Below are 21,162 nucleotides of genomic sequence, written 5' to 3'. Positions count from 1 at the left end.
GAGTCGCCCCTCGCGGCTACCGGCACAGCGGCGGCGCGCGGTGCAGCGCGTCATTTTCGATGATGTTCACGCCGCGCGTATCGTCGCTGAGCACCTCGGTCACCAGCGCCCGGGCCACGCGTTCGACTGAAATCGACCGCCACTTCGGCGGCAGATACATCCCCACACGCCGCGCGATGCTCTCCAGCGGACGACTCTCCTCGCGCTCCCCCATCAGGAACGACGGCCGCACGATGGTCAGCACCGGATAATCGAGCTTTTTGAGCCCCTCTTCGACATCGCCCTTCACGCGGCTATAGAACGTGCGCGCCTGCGAATCGGCGCCGATCGCGCTGACAATCGCAAAGTGCGACGCGCCGTGGCGGCGCGCGATGCCGGCAATCCGCAGCGGATACTCGTAGTCCACTTTGCGAAAGGCGTTTTGCGAGCCCGCCGTGCGGATGGTGGTGCCCAGCGCGCAGATCACCGAATCGACCTTGAAGATGTCCGACTCCGCGTCGGGCCAGTCGTAGTCGATCACATGCTCGACCACCCGGTTGGTCGCATCCAGACCCGCCAGCGTCGCGGCCGACGCCCGCCGCACCAGCAGCCGCACCTCGCCGACCCGGTCGTCGCGGGCCAGCAGCCGCAAACATGCCGTTCCGACCAATCCGGTGCCGCCGAGCAGCAACACGGTCTGTTTGCGAACGACATGGGCCGGGCCTGGCGCGAAAGAAGTCGACATGCGTGAGTCCTTGAAAAGGGGCACCGCCGCATCTTACCGCGTCGACGAAACTGTCATGCGCCGCGCACTTCCTGGATCCGCCCATCGGCCGCACTGCTCGCCAGCACCGCTTCGATGAAATGCAAGCCGGCGACGCCGTCGTCGACCGTTGTCAGCAGCCGGCTTTCCGGCGGCGGCTCCTTGCCTGCGTCCAGCGCTTCGATCTGCAGCGCGGCGTCCTGGTAGAGCTGCGCGAAGGCCTCCAGATAGCCCTCGGGATGCCCCGGCGGCACGCGCGTCGCATGCGCCGCGACGGCGCTTTGCACGCGGCCGCGCGTCAGCCGCTGCGCCGCGCCGCCGAGCGGCGTGAACCACAGTTCGTTGGGATTTTCCTGATCGAAGGCGAGGCCCGCTTTGGTGCCATAAACGCGCAGCCGCAGGCCGTTTTCTTCCCCGCTTGCCACCTGGCTCGCCCACAGCATGCCGCGCGCGCCGTTCGCGTAGCGCAGCATGGCCTGCACGTGATCGTCGACGCGGCGCCCCGGCACGAAGGTGTGCAGTTCGGCCGCGAGCGCGCTCGGCTTCAGCCCCGTGACGAACGACGCCAGATGATAGGCATGCGTGCCGATATCGCCGAGGCATCCGGCGGGGCCTGCCTGCTGTGGATCGGTGCGCCAGCCGGCCTGTTTGTTGGCGCCGGATTGCTCGAGCGGTTCGGACAGCCAGTCCTGGGCGTATTCGACCTGCACGACGCGCATCTCGCCAATCTCGCCCGCCTCCACCAGTTCACGCGCATGACGCACCATCGGATAGCCGGAGTAGGTGTGGGTCAGCGCGAACAGCTTCTTCTTCTCGCGCGCCAGTTTGGCGAGCGCCTGCCCTTCGGCGAGCGAAACCGCCAGCGGCTTGTCGCAGATCACGTGAATGCCGGCTTCGAGAAACGCCGTCGCCACCGGCGCATGCAGATGGTTCGGCGTGACGATCGCCACCGCGTCGATACCGTCGCCCTGCCGCGCGGCCTCGGCCTGCGCCATGGCGCGCCAGTCCGCGTAACTGCGGGCAATGCCGGCTTCGGCCGCGCTCGCCTGAGCGCGTTGCGGATCGGACGACAGCGCGCCCGCCACCAGTTCGAAACGGTCGTCGAGGCGCGCGGCAATCCGATGCACCGCGCCGATAAACGCGCCCTGCCCGCCGCCGACCATGCCCAGCCGTAACTTTCGTGTCATGGGAAATGCTCCTTTGATGAGACGCCGCGGCCCGCGCCGCTCAGATGCCCAGCACGCGCTTCAGTTGCGCCGTATCGATGCCGCTGCCGGCGAAGTCGTCGAAAGAATGTTCAGCAACCCGAATGATGTGCCGGCGGATGAAGTCCGCGCCCTCGCGCGCGCCGTCTTCCGGATGCTTCAGCGCGCATTCCCACTCGAGCACGGCCCAGCCGGGGTAATCGTATTGCGCCATCTTCGAGAAGATCGCGCCGAAATCGATCTGGCCATCGCCCAGCGAGCGAAAACGCCCCGGCCGCTCCACCCAGTCGCTATAGCTGCCGTAGACCCCCGCCTTGCCCGACGGACGAAACTCAGCGTCCTTCACATGGAAGACCTTGATGCGCTCGTGATAGATATCGATGAACGCGAGGTAATCGAGTTGCTGCAACACATAGTGGCTCGGATCGAACAGGATATTGGCGCGGCGCTGTGCGCGGGTGCCGTTCAGGCGCTCCAGAAAGCGCTCGAACGTGACGCCGTCGTGCAGGTCTTCGCCCGGATGCAGTTCATACGCCACGTCGACGCCGACGTCGTCGAAGGCTTCGAGAATCGGCGTCCAGCGGCGCGCCAGTTCGTCGAAAGCGGCGTCGACCAGCCCGGCAGGCCGCTGCGGCCACGGGTACATATACGGCCATGCGAGCGCGCCGGAAAACGACACATGCGTATCGAGCCCGAGCCGCCGCGACGCCTGCGCCGCCAGCTTCACCTGCTGGATCGCCCATTCGGTGCGCGCCTGCGGATTGCCGCGCACGTGCGGCGCGGCAAAACCGTCGAATAGCGGGTCGTAAGCGGGATGCACGGCCACCAGTTGACCTTGCAGATGGGTCGCCAGTTCGGTGATCTGCACGCCGGCGTCCGCCGCCACCCCGAGCAGTTCGTCGCAATAGGTCTGGCTCGACGCGGCCTGTTCGAGGTCGATCAGGCGCGCATCGACCGGCACCTGGATGCCCTCGTAGCCAAGACTGGCCGCCCAGCCGGCGAGGTTTTCCAGCGAGTCGAAGGGTGCCTTGTCGCCCAGGAACTGGGCCAGATAGATTGCCGGTCCCTTGATGGTCTTCATGGTGTCGCTCCTCGTTTGGAGGTTGGGCCGCGCGCCGCCGTGACACGCGGCCGGCGCGTCAGAACGGTGAATCGGGAAAGTAGTAGTCCTTCGCGTTGTCTTTGGTGACCAGCACCGACGGAATGATCGTCTTCGGCGGCAGCGTCTGGCCCTTCAGGCGAGCTTCGGCGGTCAGCTTGATGGCGTCGTAGATGAACTTCGGCGAATACGTGACGTCGGCGTTGATGATCTTGTCGCCGTCCAGCACGCGCTTGATCATCTCCTTCGACCCGGCGCCGCCCAGCACTTCCTTGATGTCGGTGCGCTTCGCCTGGTCGATGGCCTTGAGCACGCCCACCGACATGTCGTCATCCGCGGACCAGACGCCGTCGATGTGCTTGAAGCGCGTCAGATAGTCCTGCATCACCTTGAAGGCGTCGTCGCGATTCCAGTTGGCGTATTTGGCATCGAGCACCTTCACGCCGGGGCATGCCTTCAGCGCTTCGGTGAAGGCGCTATAGCGTTCGTTATCGAGCGTGGTCGGGATGCCGCGCAGCGCGACGATATCGCCCTTGCCGTTCAGCGATTTGCAGAAGTATTCGCCGGCGAGCCTGCCGAAGGCCGTGTTGTCGCCGGCCACGTAGGCATCCTGCGCGCTGGTGTCGGTCAGACCGCGATCCACCACCGTCACGTAGATGCCCTTCTTCTTCACCTGCGCCACCGGCTGGGTCAGCGAAGCCGATTCATGCGGGAAGATCACCAGTGCAGTGATCTTGTTGACGGTCACCATGTCCTGCAACTGGTTGGCCTGTTCCGGCGCGCTCGCCGAGGTTTTGAGGATCACCTTCAGATCGGGATGCGCCTTCTCCATGTCCTCCTTGGCCTTGTTCGCCCACCAGTCGATGCCGCCGGTGAAGCCGTGGTCGGCCGTCGGTATCGCCACGCCCAGAATGACCTTGTCGTCGGCCCGCGCTGCGCCCGCGGCCCCCAGTATCCCCAACGCCAGCACGCCGGCGCTGATCGCTCGAATGACCTGCTTCATGGTTTTGTCTCCGATATATGAGGCGTTCTCGCACGCCCCGGTTTCTTGGATTGCCTGCCGCGTTGCCATACCTCTGCCATGCCCCTGCCACCACGCCTTACCGCCGCCCGCGCTGCAAAAACGCCACGACGATAATCACCGCACCTTGCACCGCCGCGTTCAGATACACGCTGATGATGCTGGTGAGATTCAGAATGTTCGCGATTACCGACAGCAGGATCGCGCCGATCACCGTGCCGATCACACGCCCCTCGCCGCCCTTGAGCGCAGTGCCGCCGACCACCACCGCCGCGATCGCCTCCAGCTCCCACAGGATGCCGGTGGTCGGCGTGGCCGAACCAAGCCGCGGCACGTACAGCACCGTGGCGACGCCGACGCAAATACCAAGGAGTACGTAAGTAATGATCTTGACCGTATCGACGCGGATCGCGGCATAACGCGCCACCTGTTCGTTCGAGCCGATCGCCTGCACGTGCCGGCCGAACGCGGTGCGATTCAGGATCAGCGTGCCGCCCGCGGCCACCACGAGAAACACCCAGATCGGCACCGGCACGCCGAGCAGGCTCGCGTAATAGACAGGGCTATAAAGATCGGTCAGCGAGTTGTTGAGCGTGAGCGCGCCGCCGTCGGCGAGCCACGTCAGCACCGCGCGAAAGATGCCGAGCGTGCCCAGCGTGACGATGAACGGCTCGATCCGCCCTTTGGTGATCAACAGGCCGTGCGCCCAGCCGAACAGGCCGCCGAGCACGAACGCCAGCACGATGCCGATGGCGATGATCGCGAGCGGCGCGAAGCTATGTCCGCCGACGCCCGCCGACAAACCGTTCATCAGCCAGATCATGCTGCCGGCGATCAACGCGGCCATCGAGCCGACCGACAGATCGATGCCGCCGGAAATGATCACGAAGGTCTCGCCCACCGCGATGATGCCAATGAACGAGGTGCGCGTGAGCACGTTCATCAGGTTGTCGACGGTGGCGAAATCGTGATTGAGCAAGGTGCCGACAACGCACAGCACCACGAGGCCGACGAGCGGCCCCAGCCCGTACAGATGATGCGCGAGACGCATGGCACGGCCGGATTGCGCCGCTTCAGTGGGTGCCGGTCGCATGAGCGATCAACTCCTCTTCGGTCAGGTGGTCGAGGTCGAGCGTGGCCTGCAGGCGGCCCGCGCGCATCACGGCGACGCGATGGCACAGACCGATCAGCTCGATCAGTTCGGATGAAATGACGATCACCGCCCGTCCCTGGGCAGCAAGCCGGTGAATCAGAAAATAGATGTCGCGTTTCGAACCGACATCGACACCGCGCGTGGGCTCGTCGAGCACGATCACGTTCGGCTCCGGTTGCAGGAACTTGGCGAGCGCGAGCTTCTGCTGGTTGCCGCCGGACAGCATGCGCGCGCGGCTCGACAGGTCGCCGGTGCGGATGCCGAAGTCGGCCACCGCCTCCTTGAGCGCCGCGCGTCCCGCTTTCAGATCGAGCAAGGGATGCGCGTAGTGTTCGAGCGTCATCAGCGTGAGGTTGTCCTGCAGGTTGAGATCGACGTGCAGCGCCTTGCCTTTGCGGTCCTCGCTGAGATAGGTGAGGCCGTGGCGCATGGCGTCGCGCGGCCGTTTGATCTGCACCGCGCGGCCGCCGATTTCGATGCGCCCGGCCGTGCGACGACGCAGGCCGAGGATCGCTTCGAAGGCCTCCGTGCGGCCCGCGCCCACCAGCCCCGCGAAACCGAGCACTTCGCCCGCGCGCACCTCGAAGCTCAGGTCTTCGACCCAATCCGGCACGGCGAGGCTGTCGACCTTCAGGGCAATGGCGGCGCCGGCGGCCACCGTCACCTTGTCCGGAAACATGTCGGAGACGTCGCGCCCGACCATCAGGTTGGCCATCTGCTGACGCGCAAGATCCGCGGTGGCGCCGCGCGCCACGAAGCGGCCGTCGCGCATCACGATCACCTCGTCGGTGATGTGCTCCACTTCATCGAGCTTGTGCGAGATGTAGATGATGGTGACGCCGTCGGCCTTCAGCTTCGTCATCAGCGCAAACAGGCGCTCGGTTTCGGACGGCGTGAGCGTGGCGGTGGGCTCGTCCATGATCAGCAGGCGCGCGTTGCGCGACAGCGCCTTGGCAATCTCCACCATCTGCTTTTCGGCGACGATCAGCTCGCGCACCTGGGTCTCCGGCGGCTTCTTCAGGCCCACTTGCGCGAGATAGCGGGCGGCCTCGGCACGCATCGCCGTGTCGTCGAGCAGCCAGCCGCGGCGCTTTTCGTGTCCCAGGTACATGTTCTGCGCGATGGTCAGATGCTCCGCCAGGTTGAATTCCTGGTGGATCAGCACGATGCCGGCCGCCTCCGCCTCGCGCGAACTGGCGAACTGCTGCGCCGCGCCGTCGATCAGCAGCGTGCCGGCGGTGGCCGCTTCGTAGCCGGACAGAATTTTCATCAGCGTGGATTTGCCCGCGCCGTTCTCGCCGAGCAGCCCGTAGATGCGCCCAGGCGTCAGTTCGAAGCTCACGCCATGCAGCACGCGCACCGGGCCGAAGTCTTTGCGGATGTCGTCGAAACGAACGGCGAGGCTCATGGCTCATGCACTCCCGCGAATCACGAGGCGGTGCGGCAGCAGCACGCCGGGCACGCTCGCCAGCGGATTGGCCAGCCGCTTCAGCAAGAGGCGCGCGGCGGTTTCGCCGAGTTCGCGCATCGGCTGGGCGATGGTCGTGAGCGGCGGATCGATCTGCGCGGCAAGCGAGATATCGTCGAAGCCGACCACGGCGACGTCGTCCGGCACGCGCTTGCCGAGGCTGCGCAGGCCGTGGATCACACCGATCGCCAAGGTGTCCGAGACCGCGAAGATCGCGCTCGGGGCGTCGCGCTGGGACATCAACAATGCGGCGGCCGACGCGCCTGCTTCATAGTCGAGGCTGTTCAGGTTCATGCGCCAGCGCTCGTCGGGCGTGATGCCGGCCTCGCTCAAGGCGTCGAGGTAGCCCTGCTGGCGCTGCCGCGCATAAAGGTAGGCGACGTCCGAGTTGATCAGGCCGATGCGTCGATGCCCCCGCGTCAGCAGGTGGCGCACGGCGTCGCCGGCAGCCCGGTAGTTGTCGATGCCGACATACGGCACGCCGACCCGCGGATCGAACTCGCAGCACGCCACCCACGGCAGCGCGCCGGCTTCCTCGGCGAGCGCCTGCTGCACGGTGGCCGGGTCGAGGCAGATGGCGCCGTCCGCGCGACGCCGCCGCAGCAGGTCGAAGTAGCTACGCTCGCGGCCCGGGTCGGCGCCGGTGTCGCACAGCAGCATGAAATAGCCGTGCTGACGCGCGACGCTGTCGATGCCCCGCACCAGCTCCGCGTAAAACGGGTTGCCGACGTCCGGCACCATGGTCAGGAGCAGCCGGCTTTCGGCGGTGCGCAGGTTGCGCGCCAGTTCGTTGACGCGGTAGCCGCTCGCGTCCACGGCGGCCAGCACCTTGTCGCGCGTGGCCGGGCGGACGTTGGAATGGCCGTTCAGCACCCGCGAAACGGTCGCGACCGACACCCCGGCCTGCTCGGCGACGCCCGCAATGGAAATGCCCTCCGACGGTGGCGGGCCCGTTCGGGGTGCATCGGTCTCAGCGCGCGGCAGTCGGGACACGGTTTTTGTCGCAGAAATGTAATCGATTACATTTTTGAGCGATGAGACGGCGAATCGCAAGCTCGGTCTCGTAGGGATTAACACGGGCCGGGTTGGCACCAGGTTAGTATCAGGCGGGCGCCTGTCTGCCCTTCTGGAGACGGGTTTCGCCCCCAGTTTGGTACAATTCCACAGTTGTCCCGAACCCCCACGAGTCGCACCTAATCCGAACCGCCGAATCCACCATGAATATCGAACAAGCGCGTTTCAACATGATCGAACAGCAGATCCGTCCCTGGGAAGTGCTCGACCAGGACGTGCTGAATCTGCTGTCGATCGTCAAGCGTGAAAATTTCGTCCCAACGGTCTACCGCGAACTGGCTTTCGTCGACTTCGAAGTGCCGCTGCCGGCCGGCCAGCACATGCTGGCGCCGCGCGTCGAAGCGCGCGTGCTGCAGGAACTGGCGGTGAAGAAGCACGAAACCGTGCTGGAAATCGGCGCGGGCTCGGGTTATATGGCGGCGCTCCTCGCGCATCGTGCGCAGCACGTGCTGACGGTGGATATCGAACCGGAACTGGCCGAACTGGCCAGGACCAATCTGACCAACAATAACGTGCTGAATGTGGAAGTCGTGACCGGCGACGCGGCGCGCGGCTGGCCCGCGGCGGCGCCTTACGACGTCATCTGCGTGTCGGGCGGCCTGCCGGTTCTGCCGCAGGAGATCCTCGAGCATCTGAAGATCGGCGGCCGTCTGGCGGCGTTCGTCGGCACCGCGCCGGTCATGAAAGCGCAGATCATCACGCGGATCGACGAGAAGCAATATCGCATCGCCGATGTGTTCGAAACGTATGTCGAGCCGCTGACCAACGCCGTCCAGCCGCCGCGCTTCAAGTTCTAAGGACCTCTTCGCCGATGCAAAACCTGACCGCTCCCGCTTTGGCCGAATGGCTCGCCGATCAATCGCGTCCCGCGCCCGTGCTGCTCGACGTGCGCGAGCCGTGGGAAATCCAGACGGCATCGCTGGCCGGCGCCGTACTGATTCCGATGCGCGAGATCCCAGCGCGCAGCGAGGAACTCGACGACGACGCGCAGATCGTCTGCGTATGCCATCACGGCGCCCGCAGCGCCCAGGTAGCGATGTTCCTCGAATCGCGCGGACATAAGAACGTGTTCAACCTGCAAGGCGGAATCGACGCGTGGTCGCGCCAGGTCGATCCGGCTGTCCCGACCTACTGATGGGGTATCGGTATGCCCTCGGCGTATCGAACCGTCTCGCTGTACTCCCCTTCCTGCACACGCCCACGTCTCCGATGCCCTGATGGCCGGGCATCGGTCATAGCGCCTTCGTCCCCTCCCCGCACGCCAGCCGCTTCCCGATAAGCGCCCGCACGCCCATGCACAACGGCGCGGCGCGGATGCACCTTGGCCGCTCCCTGGCGGCCAAGGGCGCTTCGTTGCAGCGCGACGCGCACCGCAACGAAGCGCCGCGGGCTTAAATGCACCACTTTCGCGCCCATCGCGCATATCGCCACAGAGTGACCCAGGACAGCACGCCCGCATCGCAGCGCGGATGACACCTCATTGCCGTCAGATTTACCGCTTGGCATGTGCCTTGCAGTAGTGGACCGGCAAGCCATGCAGGACAGCCGTGAATGGCTGGAATCGACGCCCATAAAACACTCATCATCTAATGGCAAGGGGTAGCAAATGAAACGTCGCAGTCTGTTGAAGCTCGGGTCCATGTCTGGCGCACTGGCGCTCGCCGGTCAAAGTCCGTTTGCCAATGCGCAAGCGGATAGCGGCCCGATCAAGGTCGGCATCCTGCATTCGCTGTCCGGCACGATGGCCATTTCGGAGACCTCACTAAAAGACACCGCGTTGATGACCATTGCGGAAATCAACAAGAGCGGCGGCGTCAACGGCAGGCAGATCGAGGCGGTGGTCGTGGACCCGGCTTCGAATTGGCCGCTGTTCGCCGAAAAAGCCCGCCAGCTCATCACCCAGGACAAGTGTGCCGTGGTATTCGGCTGCTGGACCTCGGTTTCCCGCAAGTCGGTACTGCCGGTGTTCGAGGAACTGAACGGCCTGCTGTTCTATCCGGTGCAGTACGAAGGCGAAGAAATGTCGCGCAACGTGTTCTACACGGGCGCCGCGCCGAACCAGCAAGCCATTCCCGCAACCGAATACCTGATGAGCGCGGAAGGTGGCGGCGCCAAACGCTTCTTCCTGCTCGGCACCGACTATGTGTACCCGCGCACGACCAACAAGATCCTGCGCGCCTTCCTGCAGTCGAAGGGCGTCCAGGACGCGGATATTCAGGAGGTCTACACACCGTTCGGCCACAGCGATTATCAGACCATCGTCGCCAATATCAAGACCTTCTCGCAGGGCGGCAAGACTGCGGTGATCTCGACCGTCAACGGCGACTCGAACGTGCCGTTCTACAAGGAACTGGGCAACCAGGGCCTCAAAGCGACCGACGTGCCGGTGGTGGCGTTCTCGGTGGGCGAAGAAGAACTGCGCGGCATCGACACCAAGCCGCTGGTGGGCAACCTCGCCGCGTGGAATTACTTCATGTCGCTGCGTAACCCGGAGAACACCAAGTTCAAGGCCATGTTCGCCAAGTGGGTGAAGGACAACAACCTGCCCGGTGGCGACAAGCGCGTGACCAACGATCCGATGGAAGCCACCTTCGTGGGCATCCATATGTGGAAGCAGGCGGTCGAAAAAGCCAAGAGCACGGATGTGGACAAGGTGCGCGTGGCGATGATCGGCCAGACCTTCAATGCACCGTCGGGTTTCGTGCTGACGATGGACGGCAATCACCATCTGCACAAGCCGGTGATGATCGGCGAAGTGCGTGCCGACGGCCAGTTCAACGTGGTGTGGCGCACCAAGACGGCGATTCGCGCGCAACCGTGGAGCCCGTACATTGCCGGCAATCAGGGCAAGCCGGATGTGGTCAGTTCGATTCCGGCGTTCCTGCGCCGTTCGCGGGTTGCCTGAAGTCACGCGGGGCGTGTCGCGCGCCCCGCTTATATCCAGTTGCGCCGGCCTCAGATAGCGCCGGCCAACTGGACCACGCACCCGCCTCTCTAGCGGCTGCGCGGTGCGGCATCCCAGCCGGTTTCGATGCCGCACCGCCCAGCCGGTTCATCTGCAAAGGGCATCATGACGTTTTCCATTCTGAGGCTCGCACGGCGCGGTATCGGTGCCTTCGGTATCGCGCTCATCGCCATCGCGCCGCTCGCGGCGTTCGCGCTGACTCCGGCTGATGTCGCCCCGCTCGCCGGCGACGACTTCGACGCGAAATCCGCGACCATCGACAAACTGATCGCCACTCACGACGCGCCATCCCAGGCACTCCTCAAGGCCTTGTCCGAAGACAATGCACTCGCCACCGACTCCGGCGAAGTGCTGATCCAGCAAGGCGACACCACGAAGGACGTCATCACCGGCAAGACCGTCAGCGCGCCCGACGCGCAACCGGTCACGCTGAACAATCTGCTGCGCTCGAAAGTGTCGGGCGCACTCTCGGGCTCGCAACTCGACTCAGCCGATCTGGAAACCCGCCGCACGGCCATCAACGCCCTGCTGCAAAACCCCGATCCTTCGATGAAACCGCTGATCGACGCGCAGCGCGCGAAGGAAACCGATCCTGAGTTGAAGAAGAAACTCGACACGCTCTGGGCCATGACGGCGCTGCACAACAGCGACCCGGCGACGCGCCTGCAGGCGGTGCAACTCGTCGCCGCGCGCCACGACCTCGACATGAACGAACTGCTGCGGCCGCTGGTCGCGAAGAAGCCGGACGGCACTTTCGCTGAAAGCGACGATCGCGTGCGTGCCGCAGCGCAGGCGGGCATCGACGAACTCGACGCCATCCAGCGCCGCAGCGCGATTGCGGGCACGCTGTTCGCGGGCCTGTCGCTCGGCAGCGTCTTATTGCTCGCCGCTTTGGGACTCGCGATCACATACGGGCTGATCGGCGTCATCAATATGGCGCACGGTGAATTCCTGATGATCGGCGCATACGCAACCTACGTGGTGCAGAACCTGTTTCAGCGCTACGCGCCCGGTGCGTTCGACTGGTATCCGCTGCTCGCGGTGCCGGCCTCGTTCGTGGCGGCCGCGCTGGTGGGCATGGTGCTGGAGCGGCTCGTTTTGAAGCATCTGTACGGACGGCCGCTCGAAACGCTGCTGACCACCTTCGGCGTCAGCCTGATCCTGATTCAGGCGACGCGGATGATCTTCGGCGCGCAGAACGTACAGGTCAGCAATCCGGCGTGGATGAGCGGCGGCGTCACGGTGCTGCCGAGCCTGATCCTGCCGTACAACCGCCTCGCGATCCTCGCGTTTTCATTGATCGTGGTCGGCATCGCCTGGGCCGTGCTGACAAAAACGCGCCTTGGCCTGTTCGTGCGCGCCGTGACGCAAAACCGCCGCATGGCTGCCTGCGTCGGCGTGCGGACCGCACGCGTCGATTCATACGCCTTTGCGTTTGGCGCGGGCATCGCGGGGCTCGGCGGCTGCGCGCTGTCGCAGATCGGCAACGTGGGGCCGGACCTGGGACAGAGCTACATCATCGATTCGTTCATGGCCGTGGTGCTGGGCGGCGTCGGTCAACTGGCGGGAACGGTGATCGGCGGCTTCGGACTCGGGCTGATCAGCAAGGCGATCGAACCGTTCTGGGGCGCGGTGCTCGCGAAAATCGCGGTGCTCGTGCTGATCGTGCTGTTCATCCAGAAGCGGCCGCAAGGCATGTTCGCCCTGAAGGGCCGCAGCGCGGAGGCATGAGATGACATCCGCCACTTCTGCTTCGGTCACCAGCTCCGGCTCCAGCACGCCGCCCGGCAGCGGGCGCGCCGCGCAGTCCGGCTTCGCGCTGGGCCTGCCGCCGCGTCCCGCGCTGCTGTCGCGGCCGGCGTGGATCGCACTGATTGCGCTGATCATCGCAATTGGCCTCGGCGTGCCGCTCTCCGCGCTGGTGCTGCCGGAGACCAGCGCATTCCACCTGTCCGCGTACATGATGACGTTGATGGGCAAGTTCATGTGCTACGCGATCGGCGCGCTTGCTCTGGATCTCGTGTGGGGTTATTGCGGCATCCTAAGTTTAGGACACGCGCTGTTCTTCGCACTGGGCGGCTACGCGATCGGCATGTACCTGATGCGTTCGATTGGTCACGAAGGCGTCTATCAGAGCGACCTACCCGACTTCATGGTGTTCCTCAACTGGCACGCGTTGCCGTGGTATTGGCAAGGCACGCAGCATCTGTGGTACGCGCTGCTGCTGGTGGTTCTGGTGCCGGCCGTGATTGCGTGGGTGTTCGGCTTCTTTACGTTCCGCTCGCGTGTGAAAGGCGTATATCTGTCGATCATCACGCAGGCCATGACGTTCGCCGCGATGCTGCTGTTCTACCGCAACGAAACCGGCTTTGGCGGCAACAACGGCTTTACGGATTTCAAGCGGATAGGCGGCTTTCCGATCACACATCCGGGCACGCGCACGGCGCTTTTTCTGATCACGTTCGCGGTACTGGTGCTGGCATTTCTCGGAGCGAGGGCCATTGTGACCTCGAAGCTCGGCCGCGTCGTCACCGCGGTACGCGACGGCGAAACGCGACTGATGTTCCTTGGCTACAGCCCGCTTGGCTACAAGCTGTTTATCTGGACCGTGTCGGCGATTCTGTGCGGCATTGCCGGAGCGCTTTACGTGCCGCAGGTGGGCATCATCAATCCGGGCGAGATGTCACCGGGCAATTCGATCGAAATGGCGATCTGGGTGGCCGTAGGCGGACGCGGCACGCTGATTGGCCCGATCATCGGCGCGTTTGCGGTGAACGGCGCGAAGAGTTTCTTCACGGCGAATTTCCCTGAATACTGGCTGTTCTTCCTCGGCTTGATCTTCGTGCTGGTGCCGCTGCTGCTGCCGCAGGGCATCATGGGGCTGATCGAGATGGTCTGGCGCAAGAGGAACCGCTCATGAACGAGAACCCGATGGTGCCTGACCTGGCTTTACCGGAAGACCCGGCGGAACACTCGCTGAGCGGCGTAGCGGATTTCGGGCGTGTAGTGACGCCGGGCGAGATCGACGTCTCGCACGGCACGATTCTGTATCTGGAAGATGTGACGGTCAGCTTCGACGGATTCCGCGCGTTGAACAAGTTGACGTTATCGATCGACGTGGGCGAACTGCGCTGCATCATCGGACCCAACGGCGCTGGCAAGACGACGATGATGGACGTGATCACCGGCAAGACGGAGCCGGATTCCGGCAAGGTGTTCCTTGGCCAGACGATCGACCTCACACGCATGAACGAACCGTCGATTGCGCGTGCGGGGATTGGCCGCAAATTCCAGAAACCGACGGTATTCGAACAGCATCCGGTGTGGGAAAACCTCGAACTGGCCATGAAGGCGGACAAAGGCTGGTGGCCGTCGCTGCGGGCGCGGCTCGATCGCGAGGCGCAAGCACGGATCGAAGAGACGCTCTCGTTGATCCGACTCGAGAGCGAGGCGCGGCGTCTGGCTGGAGAGTTGTCACACGGGCAAAAGCAGCGGCTCGAGATTGGAATGTTGCTGATGCAGCAGCCGGCGCTTCTTTTGCTCGACGAGCCAGCGGCCGGCATGACCGACGATGAAACCATGCAGTTGGCCGAGCTTCTTAATCATCTGCGTGGCACCTGTTCGATGATGGTTGTTGAGCATGATATGGAGTTTGTGGCCGCGCTGTCGGGTGACGCAGGGAAGGTCACCGTGATGGCTGAGGGGCGGGTTCTGGCTCATGGCACGCTTGACGAGGTTAAGAGGGATGAGACGGTTATTGAGTCTTATCTGGGGAGGTGATGGGTGGGGGTTTTTGCCTGCGGCGCTTGTTTGGTGGTTGCTTTTTGCTGTTTTGGCCTTTCCTTGCTTTGTTACTGGTCTATTAGTGTTGCCCCTGTGCGGGGCGGCACTTACTTTCTTTGCCGCCGCAAAGAAAGTAAGCAAAGAAAGCGGGCTTCAAACCGCCAGCTTGTAGGTGTCCACCTCTCGTGTGAATACGAAGTGGTCCGAGACGAGAGCGTCTCTCGCACCACTCACCGTAGTGACACAGGACTCATTCATCCCGCCAGCGCACTGCGTGCGCGGCGGATGGGTTTGCTTGGGGGGTAAGCGCGTGGAGTGCTTGAAATTCTCGAAGTTTGCGAAGTACCGAATACATTCGGATGCCTAATCATTTACAGGCAATGACCTATACAAAAAGAAGTTATGCCGCCCGGCGGGGCGCGCAGCGCGACGCTGGAACGGATGAGCCCTGTGTCATTAGGAGGTGGTGATGCGAGAGAACGTCTCGTTTTGGGCCGTTCCCGGTTGCAGACCGGGATGGCTCACTAAGGGCTGGCGGTTGCAGCCCGCTTTCTTTGCCTACTTTCTTTGCGGCGGCAAAGAAAGTAGGTGCCGCCCCGCACAGGGGCATCGCTAGCAAACCTATAGCAAGGCAAGGAAAGGCCAAAACAGCAACACCAACCACCAAAGCGCCGCAGGCAAAAAAACCAGCACCAAAAACAGGACACGAGCAATGCTAGAAGTAGACCACCTGAACCAGTACTACGGCGGCAGCCACATCCTCCGAGACGTGAAATTAACAGTGCCGGACGGCAAACTAACCGTCCTGCTGGGCCGCAATGGCGTAGGCAAAACCACCCTCCTGCGTTGCCTGATGGGCGTCGTCCCCACCAAAAGCGGCGCAATCTCCTGGCGTGGCACACCGCTCACCAGGCTCCCTACGTATGCCCGGGTAGCAAACGGCCTCGCTTACGTCCCCCAGGGCCGCGACATCTTCCCGCGCCTGACAGTCGAAGAAAACCTCATGGTCGGCGCCGCCAGCAAAAAATCGCCATCCAGAATCCCCGACCGCATTTACGAACTCTTTCCAGTCCTAAAGGATATGCGCAGCCGTCGCGGCGGCGATCTGTCCGGCGGACAGCAGCAGCAACTCGCCATCGGGCGCGCCCTCATGAGCGAGCCGCAATTGCTCATTCTCGATGAACCCACCGAGGGCATTCAGCCCTCCATCATTCAGGACATCGGCCGCACGCTGCGACAACTCGTCGAAGAAATGGGCCTCACCGTGCTCCTCGTCGAGCAATACTACGACTTCGCCAAAGCCATCGCCGATCGCTACTGGGTCATGAGCCGCGGGGAAATCGTCGCCGGCGGTGACGGCGTCAACATGGATAACGATGGCGTGCGCGCCCTGATTGCCGTGTGATAACGCCGGCATGAACGCGTGATATCCTCGCCGCATTCCGTGGGCGCGCTCGACGCTGCGTATCACGCCGAGGTCATCATGAACGCCGGCCCTCGAACGCCCTTTAGACTGCCGTCACGCATTGCCCTACTACGTGCTCTACTACGCCTACCTGCATGTCGCTTCATGAAAATCACGCCACGCTCGCCTCAGCGCATTGCGCCGCGCACGGCGAGTGGCACGCCCGGCTCGAACTCGGCTTCGCGAAGCACGCGGATCGCACGACGCTTGCGCATCGTCTGCACGACGGGCCGCTACGCGTGCAGCGCCCCCTCTATCCCGAAGGCCATGCCATCTGCCATGCGGTGATCGTGCACCCGCCTGGCGGCATCGCGGGCGGCGATCAGTTGCGTATCGACGTCTCTCTCGAAGCCGGCACCCATGCGGTGCTCACCACACCGGGCGCCACCAAATGGTACAAGTCGAATGATCGCGCGGCGCGGCAACAGATCGACGTGCGGGTCGGCGCACACGCGCGACTCGACTGGCTGCCGCAGAACAACATCGTGTTCGATTACGCCAACGCCACACTCGAGTTCACGCTGACGCTCGCCGAAGGCGCAACGGCGCTCGGCTGGGACGCCACCCAACTCGGCCGCCAGGCAGCGGGCGAACGCTGGTCCGCGGGATCGCTGCGCGCGAGTTCGCGTATCGTCGGCGCGGACGGCCAATTGCTTTGGCTCGAACGCGCCAATCTCACTGCAGTCGATCCGCTACGCGATGCGGCCCAAGGTCTCGCCGGATTTCCCGCTTACGGCACGCTATGGGCCGTGGGTCCAGCCTGCGACGACGCGCTCGCTGAAAAGATCACCGCCGGACTGCCTTTCGATGACACCTTGCGAGCCGCGGCATCGTGCGTCACGCCAGGCGTGATGCTGATTCGCGCGGTTGGGCGCTCGATGGAGGCGTTGCAGCGCGCGCTGACTGATTGCTGGCTGCTGTTGCGGCCAGTTGTGCATGGGGTGGAGGCGGTGCCGTTGAGGATTTGGAATACCTGAGGGGGGTGGTTCTTGCTGTGCCTTGCGGCGCTTTGGTGGTTGTTTTTGCTGGTTTGGCCTTTCCTTGCTGTGTTAGTGGTCTATTAGTGATGCCCCTGTGCGGGGCGGCACTTACTTTCTTTGCCGCCGCAAAGAAAGTAAGCAAAGAAAGCGGGCTGCAACCGCCAGCCCGTAGTGAGCCATCCCGGTCTGCAACCGGGAACGGCCCAAGACGAGATGTTCTCTCGCATCACCACCTCCTAATGACACAGGGCTCATCCGTTCCAGCGTCGCGCTGCGCGCCCCGCCGTTGGGCATAACTTCTTTGGTGGGCTGCGCGCGTCGCGTATTGATTAGGCATCCGAATATTTTCACGTCCACCTACTCCCATCACACACCCCTCTATAAGCTGACCCATCCGCCGCGCACGCAGTGCGCTGGCGGGATGAATGAGTCCTGTGTCACTACGGTGAGTGGTGCGAGAGACGCTCTCGTCTCGGACCACTCCGTGTTCACACAAGTGGCGGACACCTACAAGCTAGCGGTGTGAGCCCGCTTTCTTTGCCTACTTTCTTTGCGGCGGCAAAGAAAGTAGGTGCCGCCCCGCACAGGGGCATCACTAATAGACCACTAACACAGCAAGGAAAGGCCAAACCAGCCAGAACAACCACCAAAGCGCCGCACAGGCAAAAAAAAACCAAAAACCAGCACCATTCCAGCGCACGCAAAATCCCCAAACCGGTGCAACCCCCACCCCAAACACCTCAAACCACCGCCCCGCACCGTCATGGCACACACCTTGCTCCTACCGGGCACATCGCTGCAGCCCCACGGGGCAACCCTCCACCGCCATAAAACCCGAAAAATGAAACAACAGCTTCTCCGCCCCGCGCGCCGCGCCTGGTTAGCCGCCCTGCTCCTGACACCGATCCTCGCATTGCCCGCGTCGCAAGCTCACGCTGACGCGCTGGACAACATCACCAAAGCCGGCGTCCTGAAAGTCGCCGTGCCGGAAGACTACCCGCCGTTCGGCTCGGTCGGCCCGGATATGCAACCGCAAGGCTATGACATCGACGCCGCCGCCGTGCTCGCCAAGTCGATGAACGTCAAGCTGCAGCTCGTGCCCGTCAACAGCGCAAACCGCATCCCCTATCTGCAGACCGGCAAGGTCGACCTGGTGATCTCGTCGCTCGGCAAAACGCCCGACCGCGAGAAGGTCATCGACTTCTCCAACGCCTACGCCCCCTACTATCAAGGCGTATTCGGTCCCGCCGACATCAAGGTCAGCGGCCCCGCGGATCTCACCGGCAAGACGGTCGGCGCGACGCGCGGCGCGCTCGAAGAAATCGCTCTCACGCAGATGGCGCCGAACGCCACCATCAAACGCTTCGAAGACAATAACGCCACCATCGCCGCCTTTCTGTCGGGCCAGGTGCAGTTGATCGCCGCAGGCAACATCGTCGCCGCCGCGATCATCGCCAAAAATCCGCCGCGTCGTCCTGAGCCCAAGTTCGTTATCAAGGACTCGCCCTGCTTCGTCGGCATGAACAAGAATGAAGGCCGGTTGCTCGCCAAGGTCAACGCCGCCATCGCCCAGGCGAAATCCGATGGCACGCTCAACACGATGTCAAAGAAGTGGTTTGGCGCGCCCTTGCCCGCCACCCTGTAAGCACATCGTTATTTTTTATGCGTATCTTTGCAAGCTGATCTGACGGTAAGCTGGTCGCGCTTCGCCGCATACGCCGTGAGCGGCTCGACGAGGCGCACCTCCGACGGCCTGCGTCGCCTGTCCCGCCTGGGACGGGCGCAACCCAACCCTACATCCGATGAAGCTGACACCCCGCGAGAAGGACAAGCTGCTGATCTTCACCGCTGCGTTGCTGGCCGAGCGCCGCCGCGCGCGCGGCCTGAAACTCAATTACCCTGAAGCGGTCGCGTTCATTTCGGCGGCGTTGATGGAAGCGGCGCGCGACGGCAGGACCGTCGCCGAAGTGATGCACTACGGCACCACGCTGCTCACGCGCGACGACGTGATGGAAGGCGTGCCGGAAATGATTCCCGACATTCAGGTGGAAGCCACCTTCCCCGACGGCACGAAACTCGTGACCGTCCACCATCCGATTCCTTGACCCCGCCCCGGAGCCCCTGATGATTCCCGGCGAAATTCTCACCGACGACGGCGAGCACGAACTCAATGCGGGCCGCGCGACGGTCACGGTCATCGTGTCGAATACCGGCGACCGTCCGGTGCAAATTGGTTCGCACTACCATTTTTATGAAGTGAATCCGGCGCTGTCGTTCGATCGCGAAACGGCGCGCGGCTTCCGTCTGAACATTGCGGCGGGCACGGCCGTGCGTTTCGAGCCCGGTCAGGAACGCACCGTCGAACTGGTCGCACTGGCGGGCAACCGCGTCATCTACGGCTTTAACGGCAAGGTCATGGGGCCGCTCTGACGCCTGGGCGTGAGCCACGTCGTCGCAGCTTGCGAATCCCCGTCCTGCCACTTTCCGGATTTCACACCATGAGCTTACGCATTGGCCGCCGCGCATACGCGGAAATGTTCGGCCCCACGACCGGCGATCGCGTGCGACTCGCCGACACCGAGTTGCTGATCGAAATCGAACGCGACTTCACGACCTACGGCGAAGAAGTGAAATTCGGCGGCGGCAAGGTGATTCGCGACGGCATGGGTCAGTCGCAGCGCGTGCACGCCGACGTCGTGGATACGGTGATCACCAACGCGGTGATTCTCGATCACTGGGGTATCGTCAAGGCCGACATCGGCATCAAGGACGGCCGCATCGCGGCGATCGGCAAAGCCGGCAATCCCGACATTCAACCGGGCGTGACGATTGCGATTGGCGCGGCCACCGAAGTCATCGCTGGCGAAGGGTTGATCGTGACGGCGGGCGGCATCGACACGCACATCCACTTCATCAGCCCGCAGCAGATCGACGAAGCGCTCGCGAGCGGCGTCACAACGATGCTCGGCGGCGGCACGGGGCCGGCGACCGGCACCAATGCCACCACCTGCACGCCCGGACCGTGGCACCTCGAACGGATGCTGCAGGCCGCCGACGGTTATCCGATGAATCTCGGCTTTCTTGGCAAGGGCAATGTGAGCCTGCCCGATCCCGCGACGGAGCAGATCGCCGCCGGCGCAATTGGCCTGAAGCTGCACGAAGACTGGGGCACGACACCCGCTGCCATCGACAACTGTCTTTCCGTCGCCGATGCCACCGACACCCAGGTCGCGATCCACACGGACACGCTGAACGAAGCGGGTTTTGTCGAAGCCACCGTGGCTGCCTTCAAGGGCCGCACGATCCACACGTATCACACCGAAGGCGCGGGCGGCGGCCACGCTCCCGACATCATCAAGGTCTGCGGCGAGGCGAACGTGCTGCCGTCGTCCACCAATCCGACCCGGCCATACACCGTCAACACGCTTGAGGAACATCTCGACATGCTGATGGTGTGCCACCACCTGGACCCGTCGATTGCGGAAGACATCGCGTTTGCCGAGTCGCGGATTCGCCGCGAAACCATCGCCGCCGAAGACATCCTGCACGACCTCGGCGCGCTGTCGATGCTGTCCTCGGACTCTCAGGCCATGGGACGCGTGGGCGAAGTGATCATCCGCACCTGGCAGACCGCGCACAAGATGAAGGTGCAACGCGGCGCGCTGCCGGAAGACAACGCGCGCGCCGACAACTTCCGCGCCAAACGCTACGTCGCCAAGTACACGATCAATCCGGCCATCACGCATGGTATTTCGCACGAGGTGGGCTCGATCGAACCGGGCAAGTGGGCCGACCTGGTGTTCTGGGAGCCGGCGTTTTTCGGCATCAAGCCGTCGCTGATTCTCAAGGGCGGCATGATCGCGCTGGCGCAGATGGGCGACCCGAACGCGTCCATTCCGACGCCGCAACCGGTCCACTATCGCGAGATGTTCGCCACGCGTGGCGGTGCTTTGGCGCGCACCTCGCTGACGTTCGTGTCGCAGATGAGCGCCGACGCGGGCATTGCCGAGCGCTACGGTTTGAGCAAGCGAATCGTGCCGGTGAAGAACTGCCGCAACATCAGCAAGGCCGACATGATTCACAACGCGTGGCGTCCGGCGATCAGCGTCGATCCTGAAACGTATCAGGTAGTCGCGGATGGGCAATTGCTGACCTGCGAACCCGCCACCGTGCTGCCGATGGCGCAACGCTACTTCCTGTTCTGATC

General features: G+C 63.7%; 19 protein-coding genes. 12 read left to right on the top strand and 7 right to left on the bottom strand.

All coding sequences use genetic code 11. The features are described 5' to 3' along the window. Positions 1-16: 16 nt before the first annotated feature. The 7 genes from FQ755_RS28510 to FQ755_RS28480 form a co-directional block, all read right to left on the bottom strand. Positions 17-724, bottom strand: a complete 708-nt coding sequence (locus tag FQ755_RS28510; RefSeq protein ID WP_144158718.1) for an NAD(P)H-binding protein — start codon at positions 722-724, stop codon at positions 17-19. A 53-nt stretch (positions 725-777) separates the two neighbouring features. Next, positions 778-1,929: a Gfo/Idh/MocA family protein gene (locus FQ755_RS28505; RefSeq protein WP_260858898.1), complete on the bottom strand. Its 1,152-nt coding sequence runs from the start codon at positions 1,927-1,929 to the stop codon at positions 778-780. Between the two features lie 40 nt (positions 1,930-1,969). Next, positions 1,970-3,028: a sugar phosphate isomerase/epimerase family protein gene (locus tag FQ755_RS28500; RefSeq protein ID WP_144158713.1), complete on the bottom strand. Its 1,059-nt coding sequence runs from the start codon at positions 3,026-3,028 to the stop codon at positions 1,970-1,972. A gap of 58 nt (positions 3,029-3,086) precedes the next feature. After that, a complete protein-coding gene (locus tag FQ755_RS28495) occupies positions 3,087-4,049 on the bottom strand; it encodes a substrate-binding domain-containing protein (protein WP_144158708.1) in 963 nt (320 codons plus the stop codon). Between the two features lie 97 nt (positions 4,050-4,146). Then, positions 4,147-5,160 carry an ABC transporter permease gene (locus tag FQ755_RS28490; protein ID WP_144158705.1) on the bottom strand — a complete coding sequence of 338 codons (1,014 nt, stop codon included), beginning with the start codon at positions 5,158-5,160 and terminating at the stop codon, positions 4,147-4,149. Beyond that, the gene (locus FQ755_RS28485) at positions 5,141-6,628 is read right to left on the bottom strand and encodes a sugar ABC transporter ATP-binding protein (RefSeq protein WP_144158702.1); all 1,488 of its coding nucleotides are present in this window, start codon (positions 6,626-6,628) and stop codon (positions 5,141-5,143) included. Before FQ755_RS28485 ends, FQ755_RS28490 begins: the two co-directional genes overlap by 20 nt. 3 nt (positions 6,629-6,631) lie before the next feature. Continuing rightward, entirely contained in the window at positions 6,632-7,681 is a 1,050-nt protein-coding gene (locus FQ755_RS28480; RefSeq protein ID WP_409937772.1) for a LacI family DNA-binding transcriptional regulator, read from the bottom strand. A gap of 224 nt (positions 7,682-7,905) precedes the next feature. On the opposite strand from FQ755_RS28480, the gene FQ755_RS28475 reads away from it, so the two are divergent. The 12 genes from FQ755_RS28475 to ureC all read left to right on the top strand — a co-directional run bounded on the left by FQ755_RS28475 (position 7,906) and on the right by ureC (position 21,160). Continuing rightward, entirely contained in the window at positions 7,906-8,559 is a 654-nt protein-coding gene (locus tag FQ755_RS28475; RefSeq protein WP_144158699.1) for a protein-L-isoaspartate O-methyltransferase family protein, read from the top strand. Between the two features lie 14 nt (positions 8,560-8,573). After that, the gene (locus tag FQ755_RS28470; RefSeq protein WP_144158696.1) at positions 8,574-8,897 is read left to right on the top strand and encodes a rhodanese-like domain-containing protein; all 324 of its coding nucleotides are present in this window, start codon (positions 8,574-8,576) and stop codon (positions 8,895-8,897) included. Between the two features lie 471 nt (positions 8,898-9,368). Then, positions 9,369-10,667 (top strand): urea ABC transporter substrate-binding protein, encoded by a 1,299-nt coding sequence (gene urtA / locus FQ755_RS28465; protein WP_144158693.1) that lies wholly within the window; start codon positions 9,369-9,371, stop codon positions 10,665-10,667. A gap of 165 nt (positions 10,668-10,832) precedes the next feature. Further along, entirely contained in the window at positions 10,833-12,458 is a 1,626-nt protein-coding gene (gene urtB, locus FQ755_RS28460; RefSeq protein ID WP_144158689.1) for an urea ABC transporter permease subunit UrtB, read from the top strand. Between the two features lies 1 nt (position 12,459). Next, complete coding sequence (gene urtC, locus FQ755_RS28455) at positions 12,460-13,647, top strand: urea ABC transporter permease subunit UrtC (RefSeq protein ID WP_144158686.1); 1,188 nt, start codon at positions 12,460-12,462, stop codon at positions 13,645-13,647. Next, positions 13,644-14,507 carry an urea ABC transporter ATP-binding protein UrtD gene (gene urtD / locus FQ755_RS28450; RefSeq protein WP_144158683.1) on the top strand — a complete coding sequence of 288 codons (864 nt, stop codon included), beginning with the start codon at positions 13,644-13,646 and terminating at the stop codon, positions 14,505-14,507. The genes urtC and urtD overlap by 4 nt, the downstream gene beginning before the upstream one ends. A gap of 715 nt (positions 14,508-15,222) precedes the next feature. Continuing rightward, a complete protein-coding gene (gene urtE, locus FQ755_RS28445; protein WP_144158680.1) occupies positions 15,223-15,915 on the top strand; it encodes an urea ABC transporter ATP-binding subunit UrtE in 693 nt (230 codons plus the stop codon). 155 nt (positions 15,916-16,070) lie between these two features. Beyond that, positions 16,071-16,952: an urease accessory protein UreD gene (locus FQ755_RS28440; protein WP_144158677.1), complete on the top strand. Its 882-nt coding sequence runs from the start codon at positions 16,071-16,073 to the stop codon at positions 16,950-16,952. Between the two features lie 844 nt (positions 16,953-17,796). Further along, on the top strand, positions 17,797-18,600 hold the full coding sequence (locus FQ755_RS28435; protein ID WP_144158674.1) for a transporter substrate-binding domain-containing protein: 804 nt from the start codon (positions 17,797-17,799) through the stop codon (positions 18,598-18,600). Positions 18,601-18,757: 157 nt separating this feature from the next. Next, the gene (gene ureA / locus FQ755_RS28430; RefSeq protein WP_126877789.1) at positions 18,758-19,060 is read left to right on the top strand and encodes an urease subunit gamma; all 303 of its coding nucleotides are present in this window, start codon (positions 18,758-18,760) and stop codon (positions 19,058-19,060) included. A 19-nt stretch (positions 19,061-19,079) separates the two neighbouring features. After that, entirely contained in the window at positions 19,080-19,385 is a 306-nt protein-coding gene (locus FQ755_RS28425) for an urease subunit beta (protein WP_144158671.1), read from the top strand. Positions 19,386-19,453: 68 nt separating this feature from the next. Then, positions 19,454-21,160 carry an urease subunit alpha gene (ureC, locus tag FQ755_RS28420; protein WP_144158668.1) on the top strand — a complete coding sequence of 569 codons (1,707 nt, stop codon included), beginning with the start codon at positions 19,454-19,456 and terminating at the stop codon, positions 21,158-21,160. Positions 21,161-21,162: the final 2 nt, after the last annotated feature.

The organism is Paraburkholderia sp. BCC1885 (assembly GCF_900996235.1).
Classification (GTDB): Bacteria; Pseudomonadota; Gammaproteobacteria; order Burkholderiales; family Burkholderiaceae; genus Paraburkholderia.
Note: the sequence above shows the minus strand (reverse complement) of the source record. Positions and strands in the feature narration are given on the sequence as shown.